18 protein-coding genes are annotated in these 23,075 nt (G+C 40.2%); 14 read left to right on the forward strand and 4 right to left on the reverse strand.

All coding sequences use genetic code 11. The annotated features are described in order from the left end of the window. Window positions 1-2 precede the first annotated feature (2 nt). From HT729_RS01835 to HT729_RS01845, 3 genes are all read right to left on the reverse strand, one after another. Window positions 3-1,049 (reverse strand): ABC transporter substrate-binding protein, encoded by a 1,047-nt coding sequence (locus HT729_RS01835; RefSeq protein WP_172931591.1) that lies wholly within the window; start codon window positions 1,047-1,049, stop codon window positions 3-5. Window positions 1,050-1,160: 111 nt separating this feature from the next. Then, entirely contained in the window at window positions 1,161-1,934 is a 774-nt protein-coding gene (locus tag HT729_RS01840) for a response regulator (RefSeq protein WP_172931592.1), read from the reverse strand. Next, a complete protein-coding gene (locus tag HT729_RS01845) occupies window positions 1,927-3,576 on the reverse strand; it encodes a histidine kinase (RefSeq protein ID WP_172931593.1) in 1,650 nt (549 codons plus the stop codon). The genes HT729_RS01840 and HT729_RS01845 overlap by 8 nt, the downstream gene beginning before the upstream one ends. 147 nt (window positions 3,577-3,723) lie before the next feature. On the opposite strand from HT729_RS01845, the gene leuS reads away from it, so the two are divergent. From leuS to HT729_RS01865, 4 genes are read left to right on the forward strand one after another with little or no spacing between them, the layout of a single operon-like run. After that, entirely contained in the window at window positions 3,724-6,225 is a 2,502-nt protein-coding gene (gene leuS / locus HT729_RS01850; protein ID WP_172931594.1) for a leucine--tRNA ligase, read from the forward strand. Window positions 6,226-6,266: 41 nt separating this feature from the next. Beyond that, window positions 6,267-7,109, forward strand: coding sequence for a hypothetical protein (locus HT729_RS01855; protein ID WP_001081167.1), 843 nt, complete (start codon window positions 6,267-6,269; stop codon window positions 7,107-7,109). A gap of 55 nt (window positions 7,110-7,164) precedes the next feature. Beyond that, on the forward strand, window positions 7,165-7,860 hold the full coding sequence (locus HT729_RS01860; protein WP_001144904.1) for a GNAT family protein: 696 nt from the start codon (window positions 7,165-7,167) through the stop codon (window positions 7,858-7,860). Between the two features lie 11 nt (window positions 7,861-7,871). Then, window positions 7,872-8,288, forward strand: coding sequence for a GNAT family N-acetyltransferase (locus HT729_RS01865; RefSeq protein WP_023939659.1), 417 nt, complete (start codon window positions 7,872-7,874; stop codon window positions 8,286-8,288). Between the two features lie 391 nt (window positions 8,289-8,679). Here HT729_RS01865 and HT729_RS01870 read toward each other — a convergent pair whose 3' ends face one another. Next, on the reverse strand, window positions 8,680-8,772 hold the full coding sequence (locus HT729_RS01870; protein WP_078352627.1) for a type I toxin-antitoxin system Fst family toxin: 93 nt from the start codon (window positions 8,770-8,772) through the stop codon (window positions 8,680-8,682). Between the two features lie 131 nt (window positions 8,773-8,903). Between HT729_RS01870 and ruvB the strand changes: the two genes are divergently transcribed. From ruvB to HT729_RS01920, 10 genes are all read left to right on the forward strand, one after another. After that, window positions 8,904-9,902, forward strand: coding sequence for a Holliday junction branch migration DNA helicase RuvB (ruvB, locus tag HT729_RS01875; RefSeq protein ID WP_080982500.1), 999 nt, complete (start codon window positions 8,904-8,906; stop codon window positions 9,900-9,902). After that, complete coding sequence (locus HT729_RS01880; RefSeq protein WP_172931595.1) at window positions 9,883-10,455, forward strand: nucleotidyltransferase family protein; 573 nt, start codon at window positions 9,883-9,885, stop codon at window positions 10,453-10,455. The genes ruvB and HT729_RS01880 overlap by 20 nt, the downstream gene beginning before the upstream one ends. 230 nt (window positions 10,456-10,685) lie before the next feature. Next, window positions 10,686-11,444 (forward strand): isoprenyl transferase, encoded by a 759-nt coding sequence (locus HT729_RS01885; RefSeq protein ID WP_000466720.1) that lies wholly within the window; start codon window positions 10,686-10,688, stop codon window positions 11,442-11,444. Window positions 11,445-11,452: 8 nt separating this feature from the next. Then, complete coding sequence (locus tag HT729_RS01890) at window positions 11,453-12,256, forward strand: phosphatidate cytidylyltransferase (RefSeq protein ID WP_000189857.1); 804 nt, start codon at window positions 11,453-11,455, stop codon at window positions 12,254-12,256. Window positions 12,257-12,277: 21 nt separating this feature from the next. Continuing rightward, on the forward strand, window positions 12,278-13,537 hold the full coding sequence (rseP, locus tag HT729_RS01895; protein WP_000900660.1) for an RIP metalloprotease RseP: 1,260 nt from the start codon (window positions 12,278-12,280) through the stop codon (window positions 13,535-13,537). A gap of 12 nt (window positions 13,538-13,549) precedes the next feature. Then, window positions 13,550-15,403 carry a proline--tRNA ligase gene (locus HT729_RS01900; RefSeq protein WP_172931596.1) on the forward strand — a complete coding sequence of 618 codons (1,854 nt, stop codon included), beginning with the start codon at window positions 13,550-13,552 and terminating at the stop codon, window positions 15,401-15,403. Window positions 15,404-15,501: 98 nt separating this feature from the next. After that, window positions 15,502-16,881 carry a 6-phospho-beta-glucosidase gene (gene bglA / locus HT729_RS01905; RefSeq protein ID WP_023939649.1) on the forward strand — a complete coding sequence of 460 codons (1,380 nt, stop codon included), beginning with the start codon at window positions 15,502-15,504 and terminating at the stop codon, window positions 16,879-16,881. Between the two features lie 191 nt (window positions 16,882-17,072). Further along, the gene (glmS, locus tag HT729_RS01910; protein WP_172931597.1) at window positions 17,073-18,881 is read left to right on the forward strand and encodes a glutamine--fructose-6-phosphate transaminase (isomerizing); all 1,809 of its coding nucleotides are present in this window, start codon (window positions 17,073-17,075) and stop codon (window positions 18,879-18,881) included. Between the two features lie 444 nt (window positions 18,882-19,325). Then, window positions 19,326-21,095, forward strand: a complete 1,770-nt coding sequence (locus HT729_RS01915; protein ID WP_050261316.1) for a PTS mannitol-specific transporter subunit IIBC — start codon at window positions 19,326-19,328, stop codon at window positions 21,093-21,095. A gap of 23 nt (window positions 21,096-21,118) precedes the next feature. Beyond that, window positions 21,119-23,074 carry a transcription antiterminator gene (locus HT729_RS01920; RefSeq protein ID WP_001864364.1) on the forward strand — a complete coding sequence of 652 codons (1,956 nt, stop codon included), beginning with the start codon at window positions 21,119-21,121 and terminating at the stop codon, window positions 23,072-23,074. The last annotated feature ends 1 nt before the right edge of the window (window position 23,075 follow it).

Genomic DNA, 23,075 nt, shown 5'->3' on the forward strand with positions numbered 1-23,075 from the left:
TTTTACTGTTTAGATTGGATATCTGTAAAGACTTCGTTGTATTTCTTAACAATATCTGATTTATTCTTGATGACATAATCATAATCTTCAGTGAGTGTTTTGATTTTGTCAATTGGTTTCATGTTTTCGCTTGTTTTGGCATTTTTACGAACAGGACGGTTAGTAGTGGTTGTACCAAGTGTATCTTGTACTTCTTGAGAGATAATAAAATCGATAAATTTCTTGGCATTTTCCATATTTTTTGCTTTTTTAACGATAGCAGCACTAGCGGGTAGGAAGATGGTTCCTTCTTTTGGATAGACTACCTTAATGTTAGCTCCGTCATTTAAGAGTTTAACTGCTGGATCTTCATAAGAGAGACCAACAGCCATTTCTCCATCAGCGACTGCTTTATAGACACCAGATGAGCTTGAACCGATTTTCCCATCAATAAGTGTGAAGAGATCTTTTACATAAGACCAAGCTTTATCGTCTTTGTAACCACCTTGAGCTTGTAGCATATTTGTTAATTGAGCAAAGGCGCTAGAAGAGTTTGCTGGGTCAGCAGTTGCGATTTTTCCTTTTAGTTCAGGTTTGAGAAGGTCGCTATATCCTTCGATGTTCATGCCTTTCGTTAAATCAGGATTGACGATTAAAACACTACCATCTAGTGTATAAGGAGTAGAGTAGCCAGTTGTGTTTTGATATTCTTTGATAACATTATCATTTTCTTTTGAAGTATAGTTTTCAAAGAGTTCTCCGTGGGTAGCATATTGTGTATAAGAACCACCAAAGATGACATCGGCTACAGGAGCTTCTTTTTCTGACTCTAGTTTTTTGAAAAGTTCTCCAGTACCAGCTTGAATCAGTTCTACTTTGATACCATATTTTTCTTCAAAGGCAGGAATAGTTGCTCCGATTAAGCCCTCTGAGTTTGGTGAATAAACGACTAGCGAACCGCCGTCTCCTTTATCAGATGAACCGCCATCGGCAGATTCATTAGAAGAACAAGCAGCAAGACCAAAAAGAGCTAGTCCGCAAGCAGCATAATACATCCATTTCTTTTTCATGATGGATACCTCCGTTGTGTTATTTAAGTTTATTTTAAAACAGTGTAAGCGTTTTTAAAACCGACAATTCTATTCTATTAGAGTAAAATTCTCTACAAAAAGAAGAATAGCTTATTTTACTATTCTTCCGAGTGATTTCAATTCCTTTGGGGAAATATGGAGATACTTTTTAAATACTTTGGCAAAATATTTATAGTCTGAAAATCCAACTTGATCAGAGATGTCGCTTAGAGGGGAGTTGGGAGATTCAGCCATCTTATCTATAGCTTGTTTCAGGCGATATTGTAAGATATATTCATTTAGCGTCATGGGGAAGTCTTCTTTGATCACTTTATATAGGTAGCTTTCGCTATAGTTTAAAGCTTCAGCAATAGTCGCAATCGTAAAATGCTCTGCATAATGCTTGTGGACAAAGGAAATAATTTGTTGAATGATTTGGTTTTGTGTATCAACCTGTTGGATAGAGGTGAGTAAAGTTTGATATTCTTCTAAAAAAGGAGTTTCTTGATAGGTGCTACCTTGTAATCGCAAAACAATGTTTTGAAGACATTCTGTCAATTCCTTGGTATCAATTGGCTTGGATAAGAAATCAACTGCTCCATATTGCATGGCTTTTTTGGCATTTTGAAAATCGTTATAACCTGATAAGATAACTTTTTCATAGGGAAGGGTATGAGTGGCTTCGAACATCATAAAAGCATCCATAATTGGCATTGTGATGTCTGTTAAGACAATATGAGGTTCTTTTTCTTGGATGAGTCTCATTCCCTCTTGACCGTGACTGGCAGTTCCTACGACTTGGATACCCAAGGCAGAGTAGTCTACGGCAATCTCTAGCCATTTTCGGATGAGGTGTTCGTCTTCTACGATAATGAGCTTAAACATGAGTTAGTCCTTTCGTTATAAATTTGACCCAAGTTTCTTCTTGGCGATTGACTCCTAGATCTAGCTGGACATCAGAAAAGAAATTGCTCAATCGTTTGTAGCTGTTCACGATGCCATGCTGGGTATGAGGGCTTTTTAAAGAGTCTAAAATAGCGAGTCGCTCTTGTTTTGTGAGCCCTCCGGCATTATCCTTGACTAAAAAAGTCAGAGAATCTGCTTTTAAGGTAATTTGGATATCTATATGAAGATCAATACGGTATTGCATCCCATATTTTATAGCATTTTCTACGAGAGGAAGCAAGAAAAGTTTAGGTATAGGCTGATTATCGACAGTTTCTGGGCAGACAATATCATAGGAAAAGTGCTCGAAACGAATCTTATGAATAATAAGGTAATCCTCTATAATCTTTAAATCTTGGCAAATGGTTGTTTCTTTTTCTAAATCGGTGATACTGTAGCGAAGAATGCGCGTGAGATTTTGAATCAGGTCTTGTGTGAGAGATGCATCCATTAAAGAAGTAATTTTAATTGTCTCAAGCGTATTGTAGAGAAAATGAGGATTGAACTGAGCTTCCAGCATTTTTCTTTCAAAAATCCACTTTTCTTTTTCGATGGTCAACATTTTTTGATGAAGTTGATCTAATTCGTACAACATATTGTTGATTTTTTCTGCCATAAACTCAAACTCATCACCTGTTTGTAGAGAAAGCCTTTTTTCTGCTTGTTTAGGAATTTCTTGAAGTTGGTAAACCAAACTTTCAATAGGAACAGCATTGTGTGTGGCAATTTTATGAGCAATTCGCCTTGCTTGCCAGAAGTAGAGGAAGAATATACATAAGGTGAGAATGGAGGCTAGACCAAGTAAGCTAGGAATGGGAAAGAAGGATTGAAAAGTATAGATTGAAAAAATAGCACCGACTTTTTCTTTTTGAACAATAAGTGGTTCGTTCGAATACCAGTGGGTGCGAGAGTGTAGGAGTTTTTCATCCAATTTTTCAAGAGTGGAGCGAGTGAACTGGTTTGTATTGTTAGAAAACATATTTCCAAAGCCATCGGTAATAATGTATTTGGAATTGATCATTGGGAAACTTGAGATAAAATCATTCTCATTTACGAAAGCAATAGTATAGGCCTTAACTCGTTGGTTTTGAAGTAGTGGTTTGATAAAGAGTGTGTAATGTTGCTTGTCTGAAGAGAGTGCAATTTTTTCTGTCACTTTTTCTTGAGAAGGATTTTGAATGAGCAGTTTTAGATAGTAGGGTGATAAAATACCTTCTTGATGATTTCGATTGGTACTAAATAGTAACTCACCTGTATCGCTTAGGATAATGAGGTCAGAACTAAGTTTTAATTTAGCTTTTGTCTCGTAAAATAAGCTAAAGACTTCTCGCTCTGTGTGTTTGCCGTCCAAAAATTCAGGAATCATTTTATGGTTCATAGTAGTCAGGAGCTCATTATTTGCTTCTTTCATTTCTTGAACCTGTTTGACAATCTGTCTCGTATCTTTGGAGAGTTGTTGCTTTTGTAAAAAATAGGAAAAACCAAAAAGTAAAATGAGTAGTAAGAGTGAGGTCACAAAGGCTGCGATAGAGCTTCTATGGAGAATTTCTTTTTGGAGAGATTTTTTAAAGGAATGAGACATCCGCTACCTCCTTGGAAGGGTTTTCTGTTATAAGTATAGCAGTTTAAAAATTTTAGAGCAAGGTAAAATAGAAAAGTATAGAATAGAACGAGACCAAATTCCCTCAAAAATGGTATAATAGTAACATCACAAAATTGGAGAGAGACCATGAGTTTTTATAATCATAAAGAAATTGAGCCTAAGTGGCAGGGCTACTGGGCAGAACATCATACATTTGAGACAGGTACAGATGCATCAAAACCGAAGTTTTATGCTCTTGATATGTTCCCTTATCCATCTGGAGCGGGTCTGCACGTAGGACACCCAGAAGGTTATACTGCAACCGATATCCTCAGCCGCTACAAACGTGCGCAAGGCTACAATGTCCTTCACCCAATGGGTTGGGATGCTTTTGGTTTGCCTGCAGAGCAATATGCTATGGATACTGGTAATGACCCAGCAGAATTTACAGCGGAAAACATTGCCAACTTCAAACGTCAAATCAATGCGCTTGGATTTTCTTATGACTGGGATCGTGAAGTCAACACAACAGATCCAAACTACTACAAGTGGACTCAATGGATTTTCACCAAGCTTTACGAAAAAGGCTTGGCCTATGAAGCTGAAGTGCCAGTAAACTGGGTTGAGGAATTGGGAACTGCCATTGCCAATGAAGAAGTGCTTCCTGACGGAACTTCTGAGCGTGGAGGCTATCCAGTTGTCCGCAAACCGATGCGCCAATGGATGCTCAAAATCACGGCTTACGCAGAGCGCTTGCTCAATGACTTAGATGAACTAGATTGGTCAGAGTCTATCAAGGATATGCAACGCAACTGGATTGGTAAATCAACTGGTGCCAATGTAACTTTCAAAGTAAAAGGAACAGACAAGGAATTCACAGTCTTTACCACTCGTCCTGATACTCTTTTCGGTGCGACTTTCACTGTTTTGGCTCCTGAGCATGAATTAGTAGATGCTATCACAAGTACAGAGCAAGCAGAAGCAGTAGCAGACTATAAACACCAAGCTAGCCTCAAGTCTGACTTGGCTCGTACAGACCTTGCCAAAGAAAAAACTGGTGTTTGGACTGGTGCTTATGCCATCAACCCTGTCAATGGTAAGGAAATTCCAATCTGGATTGCGGACTATGTCCTTGCGAGTTATGGGACAGGTGCTGTCATGGCTGTACCTGCCCACGATCAACGTGACTGGGAATTTGCCAAACAATTTGACCTTCCAATCGTAGAAGTCCTTGAAGGTGGAAACGTAGCAGAAGCTGCCTACACAGAGGATGGTCTTCATGTCAATTCAGACTTCCTAGATGGATTGAATAAAGAAGACGCAATTGCTAAGATTGTGGCTTGGTTGGAAGAAAAAGGCTGTGGACAAGAGAAGGTTACTTACCGTCTCCGCGACTGGCTCTTTAGCCGCCAACGTTACTGGGGTGAACCAATTCCAATCATTCATTGGGAAGACGGAACTTCAACAGCTGTTCCTGAAAATGAATTGCCACTCGTCTTGCCAGTAACCAAGGACATCCGTCCTTCAGGTACTGGTGAAAGTCCACTAGCTAACTTGACAGACTGGCTTGAAGTGACTCGTGAGGATGGCGTCAAAGGTCGTCGTGAAACCAATACTATGCCACAGTGGGCAGGTTCAAGCTGGTACTACCTCCGCTATATTGACCCACACAATACTGAGAAATTGGCCGATGAGGATCTTCTCAAACAATGGTTGCCAGTAGATATCTACGTGGGTGGTGCAGAGCATGCCGTTCTTCATTTGCTTTACGCTCGTTTCTGGCACAAATTCCTCTATGACCTTGGTGTTGTTCCAACAAAAGAGCCATTCCAAAAACTCTTTAACCAAGGGATGATTTTGGGAACAAGCTACCGTGACCACCGTGGGGCTCTTGTGGCAACCGATAAGGTTGAAAAACGTGACGGTTCTTTCTTCCATGTGGAAACAGGAGAGGAGTTAGAGCAAGCGCCAGCCAAGATGTCTAAATCGCTTAAGAACGTTGTTAACCCAGACGACGTGGTGGAGCAATACGGTGCCGATACCCTTCGTGTCTATGAAATGTTTATGGGACCACTTGATGCTTCGATTGCTTGGTCAGAAGAAGGTCTGGAAGGAGGCCGTAAGTTCCTTGACCGTGTTTACCGTTTGATTACAAGCAAGGAAATTGTTGCAGAAAACAATGGCGCTCTTGATAAGGTCTACAATGAAACAGTCAAATCTGTCACAGAGCAAATCGAATCCCTCAAATTCAACACAGCCATTGCCCAACTTATGGTCTTTGTCAACGCGGCTAACAAGGAAGAAAAACTTTATGTAGACTACGCCAAAGGCTTCGTTCAGTTGATTGCACCATTTGCACCTCACTTGGCAGAAGAACTCTGGCAAACTGTTGCAGCAACAGGTGAATCTATCTCTTACGAGGCTTGGCCAACATGGGACGAAAGCAAATTGGTTGAAGACGAAATCGAAATCGTTGTTCAAATCAAAGGAAAAGTCCGTGCTAAAGTCATGGTTGCTAAAGACCTATCACGCGAAGAATTGCAAGAAATTGCTCTAGCGGATGAAAAAGTCAAAGCAGAAATTGACGGTAAGGACATCGTGAAAGTGATTAGTGTACCGAATAAATTGGTTAACATTGTTGTGAAATAAAAAGAAGTAACTCTAGAGTATGAACTTTAGAATAGGTCAGAATGAATAGATTAGTGAACGATAGCAGGAAGTGTGAAATTTTATTATTTAAGATTTCTATTATTGTAGTGTCAGTTATAGTATTAGTAATGTCAATAGTGGGTGCATATTATTTTAAAAATTGTCTTTGGGACAAGGAAAGTTTAAATTTGACACTCACTTTAGACACTCTCTTTGCAGTTTTTATTACTTTCTTTAGTTTTTCAAATGATAAATCAAGCAATATTTTTGGAATATCTCCAAATGAAATTATAAGGACACAGTCTGAAGTGTATCAATTTTTATTTACAAAATCTTTTGCAACTCTATTAATAGTGACAAATTTGTTATCCATTATTCATTATTTTGGAGCCAAAAATTTAATAGTTTCTTTTAATGAAACTTATCCTCGTATTCAATCCAGTGTTGGTATCATGTGGCTACCACTGTTTGGTATTCTGATAATCTATTTTATTTGGCTCTTAATAGAGGGATTAAAATATATCAGAAAAATAAATTATATTATTCAAAATAGGGAAATAATCTATTTTTATTCGCAGGTAAAAGTTGTAGATAAACTTACTGATTCTGAATCGAAAAAATACGGTGAATATATTGATTTGTACGAATCGTGTCGTCAGAACAATTTAAGTGTTCTACTTAACTTTCTTCAAAATTCGGATGATAAACGAGGAGTTATTGCTAGTAACTCAGTGAGAATTATGTTTGAATCTTTGGATAAAGCAGACCAAATTGCGGCCCTGAATATTTGTAGAAACTATGTAGCACGAGAAAATGTTTTAAATAAAGAAGATGCAGAAAAATTGTTAAATGAAATTGATAAAAAACTTGAAATTAGCAGATAGGACAATTCAAATAGAGTTGAGTAAAAAGTTTGAAAAGTGAAACAAGGAGAAAGCTATGCCAGTAAATGAATATGGTCAGATGATTGGTGAGTCAATGGAAGGTTATACACCCGGTGCACTGCCTTCTATTGATTTCTTAGAAGGGCGTTATGCTAGGATAGAGGCTCTCTCGGTAGAAAAACATGCGGAGGATTTGCTAGCTGTTTATGGCCCGGATACTCCTCGGGAGATGTGGACCTATCTTTTTCAGGAGCCAGTAGCAGATATGGGGGAGCTGGTTAGCCTTTTAAATCAGATGTTGGCTCGTAAGGACCGTTTTTACTATGCAATCATAGACAAGGCGACTGGTAAGGCTTTGGGAACTTTTTCTCTCATGCGCATTGACCAGAATAACCGAGTAATAGAAGTCGGAGCAGTCACTTTTTCTCCAGAGCTAAGGGGTACACGGATAGGAACTGAGGCTCAGTATCTCCTAGCTCGCTATATTTTTGAGGAGCTAAACTATCGTCGCTACGAGTGGAAATGCGATGCCTTAAATCTGCCATCCAGACGAGTTGCGGAGCGTTTGGGATTTGTCTATGAAGGAACCTTCCGCCAGGCGGTGGTTTATAAGGGGCGTACGAGAGATACGGATTGGTTGTCTATGATTGATATGGACTGGCCTCAAGTCAAAGATCGTTTGGAAACATGGCTGCGTCCTGAAAATTTTGATAAAAATGGACAGCAGTACAAGAGCTTGAGAGAACTTTAAGAGGTGTTGAGATGATTACTATTAAAAAGCAAGAAATTGTCAAGCTAGAGGATGTTTTGCATCTCTATCAGGCTGTCGGTTGGACAAATTATACCCATCAACCAGAGATGCTGGAGCATGCCTTATCGCATTCATTAGTAATTTATCTGGCACTTGATGGTGATGCTGTGGTGGGCTTGATTCGTTTGGTTGGAGATGGATTCTCATCAGTTTTTGTACAGGATTTGATTGTTTTACCAATCTATCAGCGTCAAGGGATTGGTAGTGCCCTAATGAAAGAGGCCTTAAAAGATTACAAAGATGCTTATCAAGTCCAGCTGGTGACAGAAGAGACAGAAAAAAACGTGGGATTTTATCGTTCTATGGGCTTTGAAATCTTATCCACCTATAATTGTATAGGGATGACTTGGATCAACAGAGAAAAATAATAAAACTTGTTTTTGCTTAAGCAAAATTTAAGGCTAGTCTAGTATTATATAGTCATTAAATAAAGACCTCCTAACTTTATTTAATAAAATCCTAAACTTTTCTTTTTCATCATAATCTCCCTTAACTCCACCGGAACTGGTGGAGTTTTTTTGCTCTATTTCAGGCTTTTCGGAAGTTTTCTAAATATCATTTTTCAATAGCTTTCTCTAAATCTTATAAACTTTATTGGACAGATTCTAAAGTTGGAGAAGCTGAATGGATGAGGATATAAACCTTTGACAAAATTCGTGAACTATGGGATAATAAAAAGGAATTGAGTACTAGTTCTATATCATAGGCTAGAAAAGACCCCAAGCTCACGACCAAATAAGCTTGAGGTCTTTTTTGACACTATTTGTCCTTGTTTAGCCATTTATCGACTATACGAAGAACGACACCGACCACAATTGGTTCGATGATAGTTTTGAGTACTAATTCCATCATGGGCTATCTCACCTCCTTTCGTAGGCGGTGTAGAAGTGCCGAACAATATTATACCACATAAGTGCTAGACTCGGGAGTCACAATCCAGTGGCTTTTTTGTTTGTGGCTTGGTTTTTTGATATAATAGAGCCATGAGTAGAATTTTAGATAATGAGATAATGGGGGATGAGGAGTTAGTAGAACGCACGCTCCGTCCTCAGTATTTACGTGAATATATCGGACAGGATAAGGTCAAGGACCAGCTCCAAATCTTTATCGAAGCTGCCAAAATGCGGGATGAAGCGCTGGATCATGTGCTCTTATTTGGCCCTCCAGGCTTGGGAAAAACGACCATGGCTTTTGTTATTGCCAACGAACTAGGTGTCAATCTCAAGCAAACGTCTGGGCCTGTCATTGAAAAAGCCGGTGATCTGGTAGCAATTTTGAATGATTTAGAGCCTGGGGATGTCCTTTTTATTGATGAGATTCATCGCTTGCCAATGTCAGTGGAAGAGGTGCTTTATAGTGCTATGGAGGACTTCTACATAGATATTATGATTGGGGCTGGTGAGGGTAGTCGTAGTGTTCATTTGGAGTTACCACCTTTTACCTTGATTGGTGCGACGACTCGGGCTGGTATGCTCTCAAATCCACTACGGGCACGTTTTGGGATTACAGGCCATATGGAGTATTATGCCCATGCTGACTTGACAGAAATTGTCGAGCGGACGGCAGATATTTTTGAGATGGAAATCACTCATGAGGCAGCATCTGAGTTGGCCCTACGTAGTCGTGGGACCCCTCGTATTGCCAATCGTCTCCTCAAGCGCGTGCGCGATTTTGCCCAGATAATGGGGAATGGGGTTATCGATGATCTTATTACCGATAAGGCTTTGACTATGCTGGATGTTGACCACGAAGGTTTGGACTATGTGGATCAAAAAATCCTTCGCACCATGATTGAGATGTACGGTGGTGGCCCTGTCGGATTAGGAACTCTTTCTGTCAATATTGCCGAGGAGCGTGAGACTGTAGAAGACATGTATGAGCCTTACTTGATTCAAAAAGGTTTTATCATGCGGACACGGTCTGGACGGATGGCGACTGCTAAGGCATATGAGCATTTGGGGTATGAGTACAATGAAAAATAAGCAAGAAATTCTAGAGGCTTTTAGAAAAAATCCAGATATGATGGCTATTCTGACTATCATCCAAAACCTGGAGTTGACAGATTCCTGGTTGGCAGCAGGTTCTGTCAGAAATTTCATCTGGAATCTCTTGTCAGACAAATCACTTTTTGACTTTGAAACAGATGTAGATGTGATTTTCTTTGATCCGGATATTTCTTATGAGGAAACCTTATTACTGGAGAAAAAACTGCGAGAGGACTTTCCTCAGTACCAGTGGGAATTGAAAAATCAAGTCTATATGCACCAGCACAGCCCTCATACTGCTCCCTATACCAGTTCCCGTGATGCTATGAGTAAGTATCCAGAACGATGTACGGCTGTTGGACTGCGCTTGAATGAAGAATCTGCTTTGGAACTCTTTACTCCATACGGTCTGGAGGATATTTTGAATTTTCAAGTTCGTCCAACTCCTCATTTTTTAGAGAATCAAGAACGAATGGAACTCTATCAAACACGTTTATCCAAGAAAAATTGGCAGGAGAAATGGAAAAATTTGATTTTTAAAAATACTTAAGGAAACTTTAAGCTAGGGAGTGTACACTAAGTTCATAAGTTAAGAAGACCTTAACTTAAACTCCTAAAACTTTTTCATAATAATCTCCCTATAAAAATAAAGTCGCCCAATCAGGCGGCTTATTTTTTTGAAAAATGGGCTTGGTGCCTGAGAATAAATAGCTTAGTGATAGAAGAAAATGGGGAAATATGGTATAATGAAACGATAGATTTTTGAATAGGAATAAGATCATGTTTGGATTTTTTAAGAAAGATAAGGCTGTGGAAGTAGAGGTTCCGACACAGGTTCCTGCTCATATCGGCATCATCATGGATGGCAATGGCCGTTGGGCTAAAAAACGTATGCAACCGCGAGTTTTTGGACATAAGGCGGGCATGGAAGCATTGCAAACCGTGACCAAGGCAGCCAACAAACTGGGCGTCAAGGTTATTACGGTCTATGCTTTTTCTACGGAAAACTGGACCCGTCCAGATCAGGAAGTCAAGTTTATCATGAACTTACCAGTAGAGTTTTATGATAATTATGTTCCGGAACTACATGCGAATAATGTTAAGATTCAAATGATTGGGGAGACAGACCGCCTGCCTAAGCAAACCTTTGAAGCTTTAACCAAGGCTGAGGAATTGACTAAGAACAACACAGGATTGATTCTTAATTTTGCTCTTAACTATGGTGGACGTGCTGAGATTACACAGGCGCTTAAGTTGATTTCCCAGGATGTTTTAGATGCCAAAATCAACCCAGGTGACATCACAGAGGAATTGATTGGCAACTATCTCTTTACCCAGCATTTGCCTAAGGACTTACGAGACCCAGACTTGATTATCCGTACTAGTGGAGAATTACGTTTGAGCAATTTCCTTCCATGGCAGGGAGCCTATAGTGAGCTTTATTTTACGGACACCTTATGGCCTGATTTTGACGAAGTGGCCTTGCAGGAAGCTATTCTTGCCTATAATCGTCGTCATCGCCGATTTGGAGGAGTTTAGGAGGAAATATGACCCAGGATTTACAGAAAAGAACCTTGTTTGCAGGGATTGCCCTGGCTATTTTCCTACCAATTTTAATGATTGGGGGCCTCTTGCTTCAGATAGCAATCGGAATCATAGCCATGCTAGCCATGCATGAACTTTTGAAGATGAGAGGTCTAGAGACCATGACGATGGAGGGCCTCTTGACCCTCTTTGCAACCTTTGCATTGACCATTCCCTTGGAGAATTACCTGACTTTTTTGCCAGTTGATGGGAATGTGGTTGCCTATAGTGTTTTGATTTCAATCATGTTAGGAACGACCGTTTTTAGCAAGTCTTATACGATTGAGGATGCGGTTTTCCCTCTTGCTATGAGCTTCTACGTGGGCTTTGGATTTAATGCTTTACTAGATGCTCGTGTTGCAGGTTTGGACAAGGCTCTCTTAGCCTTGTGTATCGTCTGGGCGACAGACAGTGGTGCCTATCTTGTTGGGATGAACTATGGGAAACGAAAGTTAGCACCAAGGGTATCGCCTAATAAAACCCTTGAGGGTGCCTTGGGTGGTATTTTAGGAGCAATTTTAGTAACCATTATCTTTATGATAGTTGACAGTACAGTTGCTCTTCCATATGGAATTTACAAGATGTCAGTCTTTGCTATTTTCTTTAGCATTGCTGGACAATTTGGTGATTTACTAGAAAGTTCGATCAAACGTCATTTTGGTGTTAAGGATTCTGGGAAATTTATCCCTGGACATGGTGGTGTTTTGGATCGTTTCGATAGTATGTTGCTTGTATTTCCAATCATGCACTTATTTGGACTCTTTTAATCAAAAGACGGAGGAAACGCTATGCTCGGAATTTTAACCTTTATTCTGGTTTTCGGGATTATTGTAGTGGTGCACGAGTTCGGGCACTTCTACTTTGCCAAGAAATCAGGGATTTTAGTACGTGAATTTGCCATCGGTATGGGACCTAAAATTTTTGCTCACATTGGCAAGGATGGAACGGCCTATACCATTCGAATCTTGCCTCTGGGTGGCTATGTCCGCATGGCCGGTTGGGGTGATGATACAACTGAAATCAAGACAGGAACGCCTGTTAGTTTGACACTTGCTGATGATGGTAAGGTTAAACGCATCAATCTCTCAGGTAAAAAATTGGATCAAACAGCCCTCCCTATGCAGGTGACCCAGTTTGATTTTGAAGACAAGCTCTTTATCAAAGGATTGGTTCTGGAAGAAGAAAAAACATTTGCAGTGGATCACGATGCAACGGTTGTGGAAGCAGATGGTACTGAGGTTCGGATTGCACCTTTAGATGTTCAATATCAAAATGCGACTATCTGGGGCAAACTGATTACCAATTTTGCAGGTCCTATGAACAATTTTATCTTAGGTGTCGTTGTTTTTTGGGTTTTAATCTTTATGCAGGGTGGTGTCAGAGATGTTGATACCAATCAGTTCCATATCATGCCCCAAGGTGCCTTGGCCAAGGTAGGAGTACCAGAAACGGCACAAATTACCAAGATTGGCTCACATGAGGTTAGCAACTGGGAAAGCTTGATCCAAGCTGTGGAAACAGAAACCAAAGATAAGACGGCACCGACTTTGGATGTGACTATTTCTGAAAAGGGGAGTGACAAACAAGTCACTGTTACACCCGAAGATAGTCAAGGTCGTTACCTTCTAGGTGTTCAACCGGGGGTTAAGTCAGATTTTCTATCCATGTTTGTAGGTGGTTTTACAACTGCTGCTGACTCAGCTCTCCGAATTCTCTCAGCTCTGAAAAATCTGATTTTCCAACCAGATTTGAACAAGTTGGGTGGACCTGTTGCTATCTTTAAGGCAAGTAGTGATGCTGCTAAAAATGGAATTGAAAATATCTTGTACTTCTTGGCAATGATTTCCATCAATATTGGGATTTTTAATCTTATTCCGATTCCAGCCTTGGATGGTGGTAAGATTGTGCTCAATATCCTAGAAGCCATCCGCCGCAAACCATTGAAACAAGAAATTGAAACTTATGTCACCTTGGCCGGAGTGGTCATCATGGTTGTCTTGATGATTGCTGTGACTTGGAATGACATTATGCGACTCTTTTTTAGATAATCGAGGAATATTATGAAACAAAGTAAAATGCCTATCCCAACGCTTCGCGAAATGCCAAGCGATGCTCAAGTTATCAGCCATGCTCTTATGTTGCGTGCTGGTTATGTTCGCCAAGTTTCAGCAGGTGTTTATTCTTATCTACCACTTGCCAATCGTGTGATTGAAAAAGCTAAAAACATCATGCGCCAAGAATTCGAAAAGATTGGTGCTGTTGAGATGCTGGCTCCAGCCCTTCTTAGTGCAGAATTGTGGCGTGAATCAGGTCGTTACGAAACCTATGGTGAAGACCTTTACAAACTAAAAAACCGTGAAAAATCAGACTTTATTTTAGGTCCAACTCACGAAGAAACCTTTACAGCTATTGTCCGTGATTCTGTTAAATCTTACAAGCAATTGCCACTCAACCTTTATCAAATTCAGCCCAAGTATCGTGATGAAAAACGCCCACGTAATGGACTTCTTCGTACACGTGAGTTTATCATGAAGGATGCTTATAGTTTCCACGCTAACTATGATAGTTTGGATAGTGTTTATGATGAGTACAAAGCAGCCTATGAGCGTATTTTCACTCGTAGTGGTTTAGACTTCAAGGCTATTATTGGTGACGGTGGAGCCATGGGTGGTAAGGATAGCCAAGAATTTATGGCCATTACATCTGCTCGTACAGACCTTGACCGCTGGGTTGTCTTGGACAAGTCAGTTGCCTCATTTGACGAAATTCCTGCAGAAGTGCAAGAAGAAATCAAGGCAGAATTGCTCAAATGGATAGTCTCTGGTGAAGATACCATTGCTTACTCAAGTGAGTCTAGCTATGCAGCTAACTTAGAAATGGCAACAAACGAGTACAAACCAAGCAACCGTGTTGTCGCTGAAGAAGAAGTTACTCGCGTTGCAACGCCAGATGTTAAATCAATTGATGAAGTTGCAGCTTTCCTCAATGTTCCAGAAGAACAAACGATTAAAACCCTCTTCTACATTGCAGATGGTGAGCTTGTTGCAGCCCTTCTAGTTGGAAATGACCAACTCAACGAAGTCAAGTTGAAAAACCACTTGGGAGCAGATTTCTTTGACGTTGCTAGCGAAGAAGAAGTGGCGAATGTTGTTCAAGCAGGATTTGGTTCACTTGGACCAGTTGGTTTGCCAGAGAATATTAAAATTATTGCGGATCGTAAGGTGCAAGATGTTCGCAATGCAGTTGTCGGTGCTAACGAAGATGGCTACCACTTGACTGGTGTGAACCCAGGTCGTGATTTTACTGCAGAATATGTGGATATCCGTGAAGTTCGTGAGGGTGAAATTTCACCAGACGGGCAAGGAGTCCTTAACTTTGCGCGTGGTATCGAAATTGGTCACATCTTTAAACTTGGCACTCGCTATTCAGCAAGCATGGGAGCAGATGTTTTGGATGAAAATGGTCGTGCTGTGCCAATCATCATGGGATGTTACGGTATCGGTGTCAGCCGTCTCCTTTCAGCAGTGATGGAGCAACACGCTCGCCTCTTTGTTAACAAAACACCAAAAGGTGAATACCGTTACGCCTGGGGAATCAATTTCCCTAAAGAATTGGCCCCATTTGATGTGCACTTGATCACTGTCAATGTCAAGGACGAAGAAGCGCAAGTCTTGACAGAAAAGCTTGAAGCAAGCTTGATGGGAGCTGGTTACGAAGTCTTGACAGACGACCGTAATGAACGTGTCGGAGTTAAATTTAGCGACAGCGACTTGATTGGGTTGCCAATCCGTATCACTGTTGGGAAGAAAGCGGCCGATGGCATCGTAGAAGTGAAGATTAAAGCGACTGGTGACACTATCGAAGTTCATGCAGATAACGTGCTCGAAACGCTTGAAATCCTCAGCAAGAAATAAAAACTATAATCAGAAGAAAAACAAGGAAAAAATGTAACTAGTTTTTACCTTGTTTTTTCTGTATAATGGGAAAAATGACTAGATAAAGAGGTAAATGTATGCTAAGATTTCCAAAGGATTTTGTCTGGGGATCCTCTACTTCTGGGCCGCAGACAGAAGGACGTATAGCTGGTGACGGTAAGGGAGATAATCTCTGGGATTACTGGTTCCAAGTGGAGCCAAATCGCTACTATAATGGAATTGGTCCAGATAAAACATCAAGCTTTTATGAAAACTGGGAACAGGATATTGAGCTACTGTTAGAAACTGGTCACACGGCCTTTCGGATTTCTATTCAGTGGTCACGGATTTTTCCACAAGGATGTGGAAAAGTCAATCCTCAAGGTGTGGATTTCTATCGTAAGGTTTTTGAGGCTATTAAGGCTAAGGGGATTCGTCTTTTAGTCAATCTCTACCACTTTGATTTACCTTTTGCTCTTCAAGAAGCTGGTGATGGTTGGGAAAATAAGGCGACTGTCTCAGCCTATGAAAACTATGCTCGTTTTTGTTTTGAGACTTATGGAGATCTAGTGGATCAATGGATTACCTTTAACGAGCCCATCGTTCCAGTAGAATTTGGCTATTTTTACGATGCCCATTATCCACATAAGGTGGATGCAGAGGCAGCCGTTAAAGTAGCATATCATACACAATTGGCCAGCAGTCGGGCGGTTAAGGCTTGTCATGAACTTTTGCCAGATTCCAAGATTGGGATTGTCCTCAACTTGACACCGGCTTATCCACGTAGCCAGCATCCTGCTGATGTCAAGGCAGCTCGTATTGCGGACCTTTTTCAGGCCCAATCTTTCTTAGATCCGTCTGTTTTGGGGACTTATCCACAGGAGTTGGTAGAAATCTTACATGAATACGGTCTCTTGCCTGATGCTACAGAGGAGGAGTTGGAAGTCATTCGTGACAATACGGTAGACTTCCTTGGTGTCAACTACTATCAACCTTTGCGTGTTATGGCACCTCGATTTGCTAAGCATCCAGAGAGTCCTCTTTTGCCAGAACATTTTTATGAGCCTTATGTAATGCCTGGACGTAAAATCAATCCTCATCGTGGCTGGGAGATTTATGAGCAAGGGATTTATGACATCGCCCAAAATATCAAGGAAAATTATGGCAATATTGAGTGGATGTTGACAGAGAATGGTATGGGTGTTGAAGGAGAGGAAAAATTCCGTGAGAATGGAATGATTCAAGATGATTACCGTATTGACTTTGTAAAAGCTCATCTTCGTGAACTTCACCGTGCCATTGAAGACGGAGCCAATTGTAAGGGCTACTTAATTTGGACCTTTATCGATTGTTGGTCATGGCTTAACAGCTATAAAAATCGCTATGGTTTGGTCGAATTAGACTTGGAAACGCAAGAACGTCGTCTGAAAAAATCAGGGTACTGGTTCAAGGAATTAAGCGATAATAATGGATTTTAAAAAGGACTCTGACTGATTATCCAAATTGGTCAGAGTTTTTTACTTATAGGAGTTTAATTTGAACTATACCAATTTTTACTCTTGACAAGTGAAAGAAACAAGTATATACTGTTTTTGCTGATTCTATAAAAGAGGAATTAGACTATACCAATTTTAAGGAGAAAGCACAGCTGGTCTGTGTCGTATATACTATGTGTGGAATTGTTGGTGTTGTTGGAAACACAAATGCAACTGATATTTTGATTCAAGGGCTTGAAAAGCTCGAATACCGTGGCTATGATTCTGCGGGGATTTTTGTCCTAGGTGGTGCTGAAAGCCATCTAGTCAAGGCTGTAGGTCGTATTGCAGAATTGTCTGCCAAGACAGCTGGTGTTGAGGGAACAACTGGGATCGGACATACTCGTTGGGCTACTCACGGGAAACCAATGGAAGACAATGCTCATCCACACCGCTCTGAGACTGAACGTTTTGTCTTGGTGCACAATGGGGTGATTGAGAACTACCTTGAAATCAAGGAAGAATACCTTGCAGGTCACCACTTTAAGGGGCAAACAGATACGGAAATAGCCGTTCACTTGATTGGAAAATTTGCGGAAGAAGATGGCTTGTCAGTTCTTGAAGCCTTCAAAAAAGCTCTTCACATCATCCGTGGTTCTTATGCCTTTGCCTTGGTTGACTCACAAGATCCTGAAGTCATCTATGTAGCGAAAAACAAATCTCCACTTTTGATTGGGCTTGGGGAAGGCTATAACATGGTCTGCTCAGATGCTATGGCTATGATTCGTGAAACCAACCAATACATGGAAATTCATGACCAAGAGTTGGTAATCGTCAAGGCGGATAGTGTGGAAGTTCAAGACTATGATGGCAACAGTCGTGAGCGTGCTAGCTACACTGCTGAACTTGACTTGTCTGATATCGGTAAGGGAACTTATCCTTACTACATGCTCAAGGAAATTGACGAGCAACCAACGGTTATGCGGAAACTTATCCAAGCCTACACAGATGAGGCTGGTCAAGTTGTCGTAGCCCCAGCTATTATCAAGGCTGTTCAAGACGCAGACCGTATCTACATCCTTGCAGCTGGAACATCTTACCACGCAGGATTTGCTTCTAAGAAAATGTTGGAAGAATTGACAGATACGCCAGTTGAACTTGGAATCTCATCTGAGTGGGGCTACGGTATGCCACTTCTCAGCAAGAAACCACTTTTCATCTTTATCAGCCAGTCTGGTGAAACAGCGGATAGCCGTCAGGTTTTGGTCAAGGCTAATGAAATGGGAATCCCAAGCTTGACAGTGACAAATGTCCCAGGTTCAACCCTTTCACGTGAAGCTAACCATACCATGCTCCTTCACGCAGGTCCTGAAATTGCCGTAGCCTCAACCAAGGCCTATACAGCGCAAATTGCAGCCCTTGCCTTCCTTGCAAAAGCAGTCGGAGAAGCAAATGGCAATGCCAAAGCGCAAGCCTTTGATTTAGTTCATGAGTTGTCAATCGTAGCTCAGTCTATCGAATCAACTCTTTCAGAGAAAGAAACCATTGAAGTCAAGGTTCGTGAGCTACTTGAAACAACTCGTAACGCCTTTTACATCGGACGTGGTCAAGATTACTACGTAGCCATGGAAGCAAGTCTCAAACTTAAAGAGATTTCTTACATCCAGTGTGAAGGCTTTGCGGCAGGAGAACTTAAGCACGGAACTATTGCCTTGATTGAAGAAGGAACACCTGTTTTGGCCCTCTTGTCAGATCCAGTCCTTGCCAACCACACTCGTGGAAATATCCAAGAGGTGGCAGCCCGTGGTGCAAAAGTCCTCACTATCGCAGAAGAAAATGTTGCTAAAGAGACAGACGATATCGTCCTTACGACTGTACACCCTTACCTCTCACCAATTTCAATGGTCGTACCAACACAATTGGTCGCTTACTTTGCAACCCTCCACCGTGGCCTCGATGTGGACAAACCACGTAACCTTGCCAAGTCAGTAACGGTAGAATAGAATCTATGAATATACGGGCGTAAAGCCATAGGTTTATCCTATAAGGTTTTACAGCCTATTTTTTATGTTACAAATGATGATAAGGGTTTACTTTTCAATAATTATAGCAGATTGAATTTAGAACAGTACACAGGAATACTAAAATATTTCTAGAAATTAATTTGAATTTTCCAATTGATTTGTTCGTATCTTATTTCAAACTACTATAAAAAGAGGAAGCTGGGCAAAAACTCAATTTGAAGAGAAAATTCAGTAAATCTTTCCATGATAAAACGCATCATATTAAGGTTTTGTACACCTGATATGATGCGTTTTATCATTTTTAAGCCTTTTTGCCCAGCCTCGTCAAAAGTAAAGTTTTGGCACAAAATCTGTGACAAAACTTTAGTTTTAAAGGTTTTTAACTTTGTATATACTAGTTTTAAGAAAAGGAGGATGATCCTAATGGAAGAAAAAGTATCATTGAAAGTCAGAGTTCAAAAACTAGGGACATCGCTTTCAAATATGGTTATGCCCAATATTGGAGCATTTATTGCTTGGGGAGTGTTGACTGCCCTCTTTATCGCTGATGGCTATCTGCCAAATGAACAGTTAGCTACTGTTGTTGGTCCTATGTTAACGTATTTATTGCCAATCCTGATTGGTTACACAGGTGGATATATGATCCATGGTCAACGTGGTGCCGTTGTAGGAGCTATTGCTACTGTTGGTGCAATCACAGGTTCTAGTGTTCCTATGTTTATCGGAGCTATGGTAATGGGCCCACTGGGAGGATGGACTATCAAGAAATTTGATGAGAAGTTCCAGGAAAAAATTCGTCCCGGATTTGAAATGTTAGTTAATAACTTCTCAGCTGGTCTCGTTGGTTTTGCATTATTGCTTTTAGCTTTCTACGCAATCGGTCCAGTCGTATCGACTCTTACTGGAGCTGTTGGGAATGGTGTTGAGGCTATTGTCAATGCTCGCCTCCTTCCTATGGCTAATATTATCATCGAACCGGCTAAAGTCCTTTTCCTCAATAATGCCCTCAATCATGGCATTTTTACTCCTCTGGGAGTAGAACAGGTAGCTCAAGCTGGTAAGTCAATTCTCTTCCTATTGGAAGCTAATCCTGGACCAGGCCTGGGAATTCTATTAGCTTATGCTGTATTCGGTAAAGGTTCTGCTAAATCTTCTTCTTGGGGGGCAATGGTTATTCATTTCTTCGGAGGGATTCATGAAATTTACTTTCCTTATGTTATGATGAAGCCTACTCTATTTTTAGCTGCTATGGCAGGAGGTATCTCTGGAACTTTTACTTTTCAACTCTTAGACGCTGGTCTTAAATCTCCAGCTTCACCAGGTTCTATTATTGCGATTATGGCTACGGCGCCAAAAGGCGTTTGGCCCCATCTAAATGTTCTTCTAGGTGTTTTAGTGGCAGCAGTTGTTTCTTTCCTTGTAGCAGCCCTTATTCTTCATGCAGACAAGTCAACTGAGGATTCGCTCGAAGCTGCTCAGGCGGCTACCCAAGCAGCTAAGGCTCAGTCTAAAGGTCAGTTAGTATCAACTTCTGTTGATGCAGTTGTTTCGACAGACTCAGTGGAAAAAATCATTTTCGCCTGCGATGCTGGTATGGGAAGCTCTGCTATGGGAGCTAGTATTCTTCGAGATAAGGTTAAAAAAGCAGGTCTAGAGATTCCAGTATCTAATCAGGCAATCTCAAATTTGCTTGATACACCAAAAACATTAATTGTTACTCAGGAAGAACTGACACCAAGAGCTAAAGACAAGAGTCCAAGTGCTATTCATGTTTCTGTTGATAATTTCTTAGCGTCCCCTCGTTATGATGAAATTGTAGCTTCATTAACAGGAGCTTCTCCAATAGCAGAAATTGAAGGAGATATATCAACTTCAGCATCAGTAGATAGTCAGGAAATTGACCTTAACCATATTGATGCTGTAGTAGTTGCTTATGGTAAAGCACAGGGATCTGCAACTATGGGCTGTGAAACGATTCGGGCTATCTTTAGAAACAAGAATATTCGTATTCCAGTTTCTACTGCCAAAATTTCAGAATTAGGTGAATTTAATTCTAAAAACATAATGATTGTAACAACTATTTCTTTACAGGCAGAAGTGCAGCAAACAGCACCGAATTCTCAATTTCTTATTGTGGATAGTTTAGTAACAACACCAGAATATGACAAAATGGCTGTTAGAATGTACAAATAGAACTAGAGGTTTCTAAATTACGAATGCTATTAACCAAACGAGAAGAACAATTATTGAAGGCTTTCCTACATGTAGGGAAGCTTTCAATGCAAGACATGACTGAAATCTTACAGGTTTCATCTAGAACAATTTATCGAACTTTATCAGATTTGACAGATAGCATGGAGCAATATGGAATCGAAATAACGAAGCATGGGAAATACTATATTTTGACTGGAGAGTTGGATGATTTGCCGACAGAACTTGAAGTGTTAGTTGAGTATAGTCCCCAAGAAAGACAAGAGTTGATTACCTATCGCCTTCTGACTGAGAGTGGTTTTGTCACCAATGAAGCATTGCAAGAATGCATGAAAGTCAGTAATGTAACTATTATTCAGGATATTTCAGATATTGATAAGCGTCTTTTAGACTTTGATCTGAAAATTGAACGACAAAAAGGTTATCGTATTTCTGGTGATTCAGTTGGTAAGAGAAGATTTTTGGCTATTTTACTGACAAACTGTATCTCAGTAGCAGATTTTTCAACCGGTAATTTTGGGAGCTTTGATATTTTAGAAGCAGATAGAACTAGGCTGGCCAGTCAGATTGTTAATAAGCAACTGTCAGGTTTTCCAGATATGGATGCTAGGATGAAGATGTTTTTTGCGATCTTGTTATCTCTTATAGGTCAGGAGCAAAACATTGAAAATTCACCTAATACTAGTAAGCAGGCTTTGGAAATTTCTCAAAAAATTTTTCAAGCTTACTCTAAGCAGACTGCACAATTTTATAGTATTCAGGAAATTATCTATTTTGCGAGCATCTTGGATGAATTAATCATTAAACGTCAGGACAATCCGCTCTTTACGGAGAAATTTGATGGTGAATTTTTCTACAATATTTCAAATCTGATTGATACGGTTTCCATGTATACCAAGATTGACTTTTTTAAGGACAAGGTTTTATTCAATTTTCTTTTCCATCATATTCGGCTCAGTTTAGGCGTCCCTATCCTTTTTCAGGGTGAAAATTTGCCAGAATCTGTCCAGATTTTAGTTGAAAGGAATAAATTTCTTTATACAGTCATCAGTCTTTTAGTAAATGATATTTTTCCGAAATATCTTCATACAGAGTATGAGTATGGCATGATTGCCCTACATTTTATCTCTAGCTTAGGCCGTAGTCCAGAGATTTATCCAGTCCGTGTTTTGCTTTTAACGGATGAACGTCGGGTCACTAGAGATTTATTAGTCAGTAAAATTAAGAGTGTTGCTCCTTTTGTAGAGTTGATAGATATTCAGTCTCTAGTAGATTACCACAGTATTGATCTCAGTCAGTATGATTATATTTTATCTACCAAGCCGCTGACTAATCAGGAAATCGATGTAATTTCTAGTTTTCCAACCGTCAAAGAACTGCTTGAATTACAGGAACGACTTCAGTATGTACAGGCACATCGTACAATTGTCGCGCGTGATGCTATCGCTCCAGAGAAAAGTTATGACTTGCAAGATTATTTAATATCTAGTAGTCAGCTTTTGAGTCAATTCGAGTTGGTTCAATTGGAGAATAATCAATCATTTGAGCACACGGTAGAACAAATCATCCAATATCAGAAGAATGTGAGTGACAGAGATTACCTAACAAGAAAATTGTTATCTCACTTCCAGAATAGTCCTATGGCTATTCCTAATACTGGTCTGGTGCTTTTACATAGTCAGTCTAGCAAAGTAACAACAAATAGTTTTACTATGTTTGAACTCAAACTACCTATCTCCGCATTGTCAATGAAACGAGAGGAAGAAGAGGTCAAAAGGTGTCTGCTAATGCTAATGTCTAAAGAAGCTAGCGAGGAAGCGAGAGATTTAATGACAGCTATTAGTCAGTCGATTATTGAAAATCATCTTTATACAGAGATTTACAAGACGGGAAATCAATCCATTATTTATCAGATGCTAAATACTATTTTTAACGAAAAAATTAAGAAATTGGAGAACTAAT

This window comes from Streptococcus sp. 79 (assembly GCF_013277425.1).
Classification (GTDB): Bacteria; Bacillota; Bacilli; order Lactobacillales; family Streptococcaceae; genus Streptococcus; species Streptococcus pseudopneumoniae.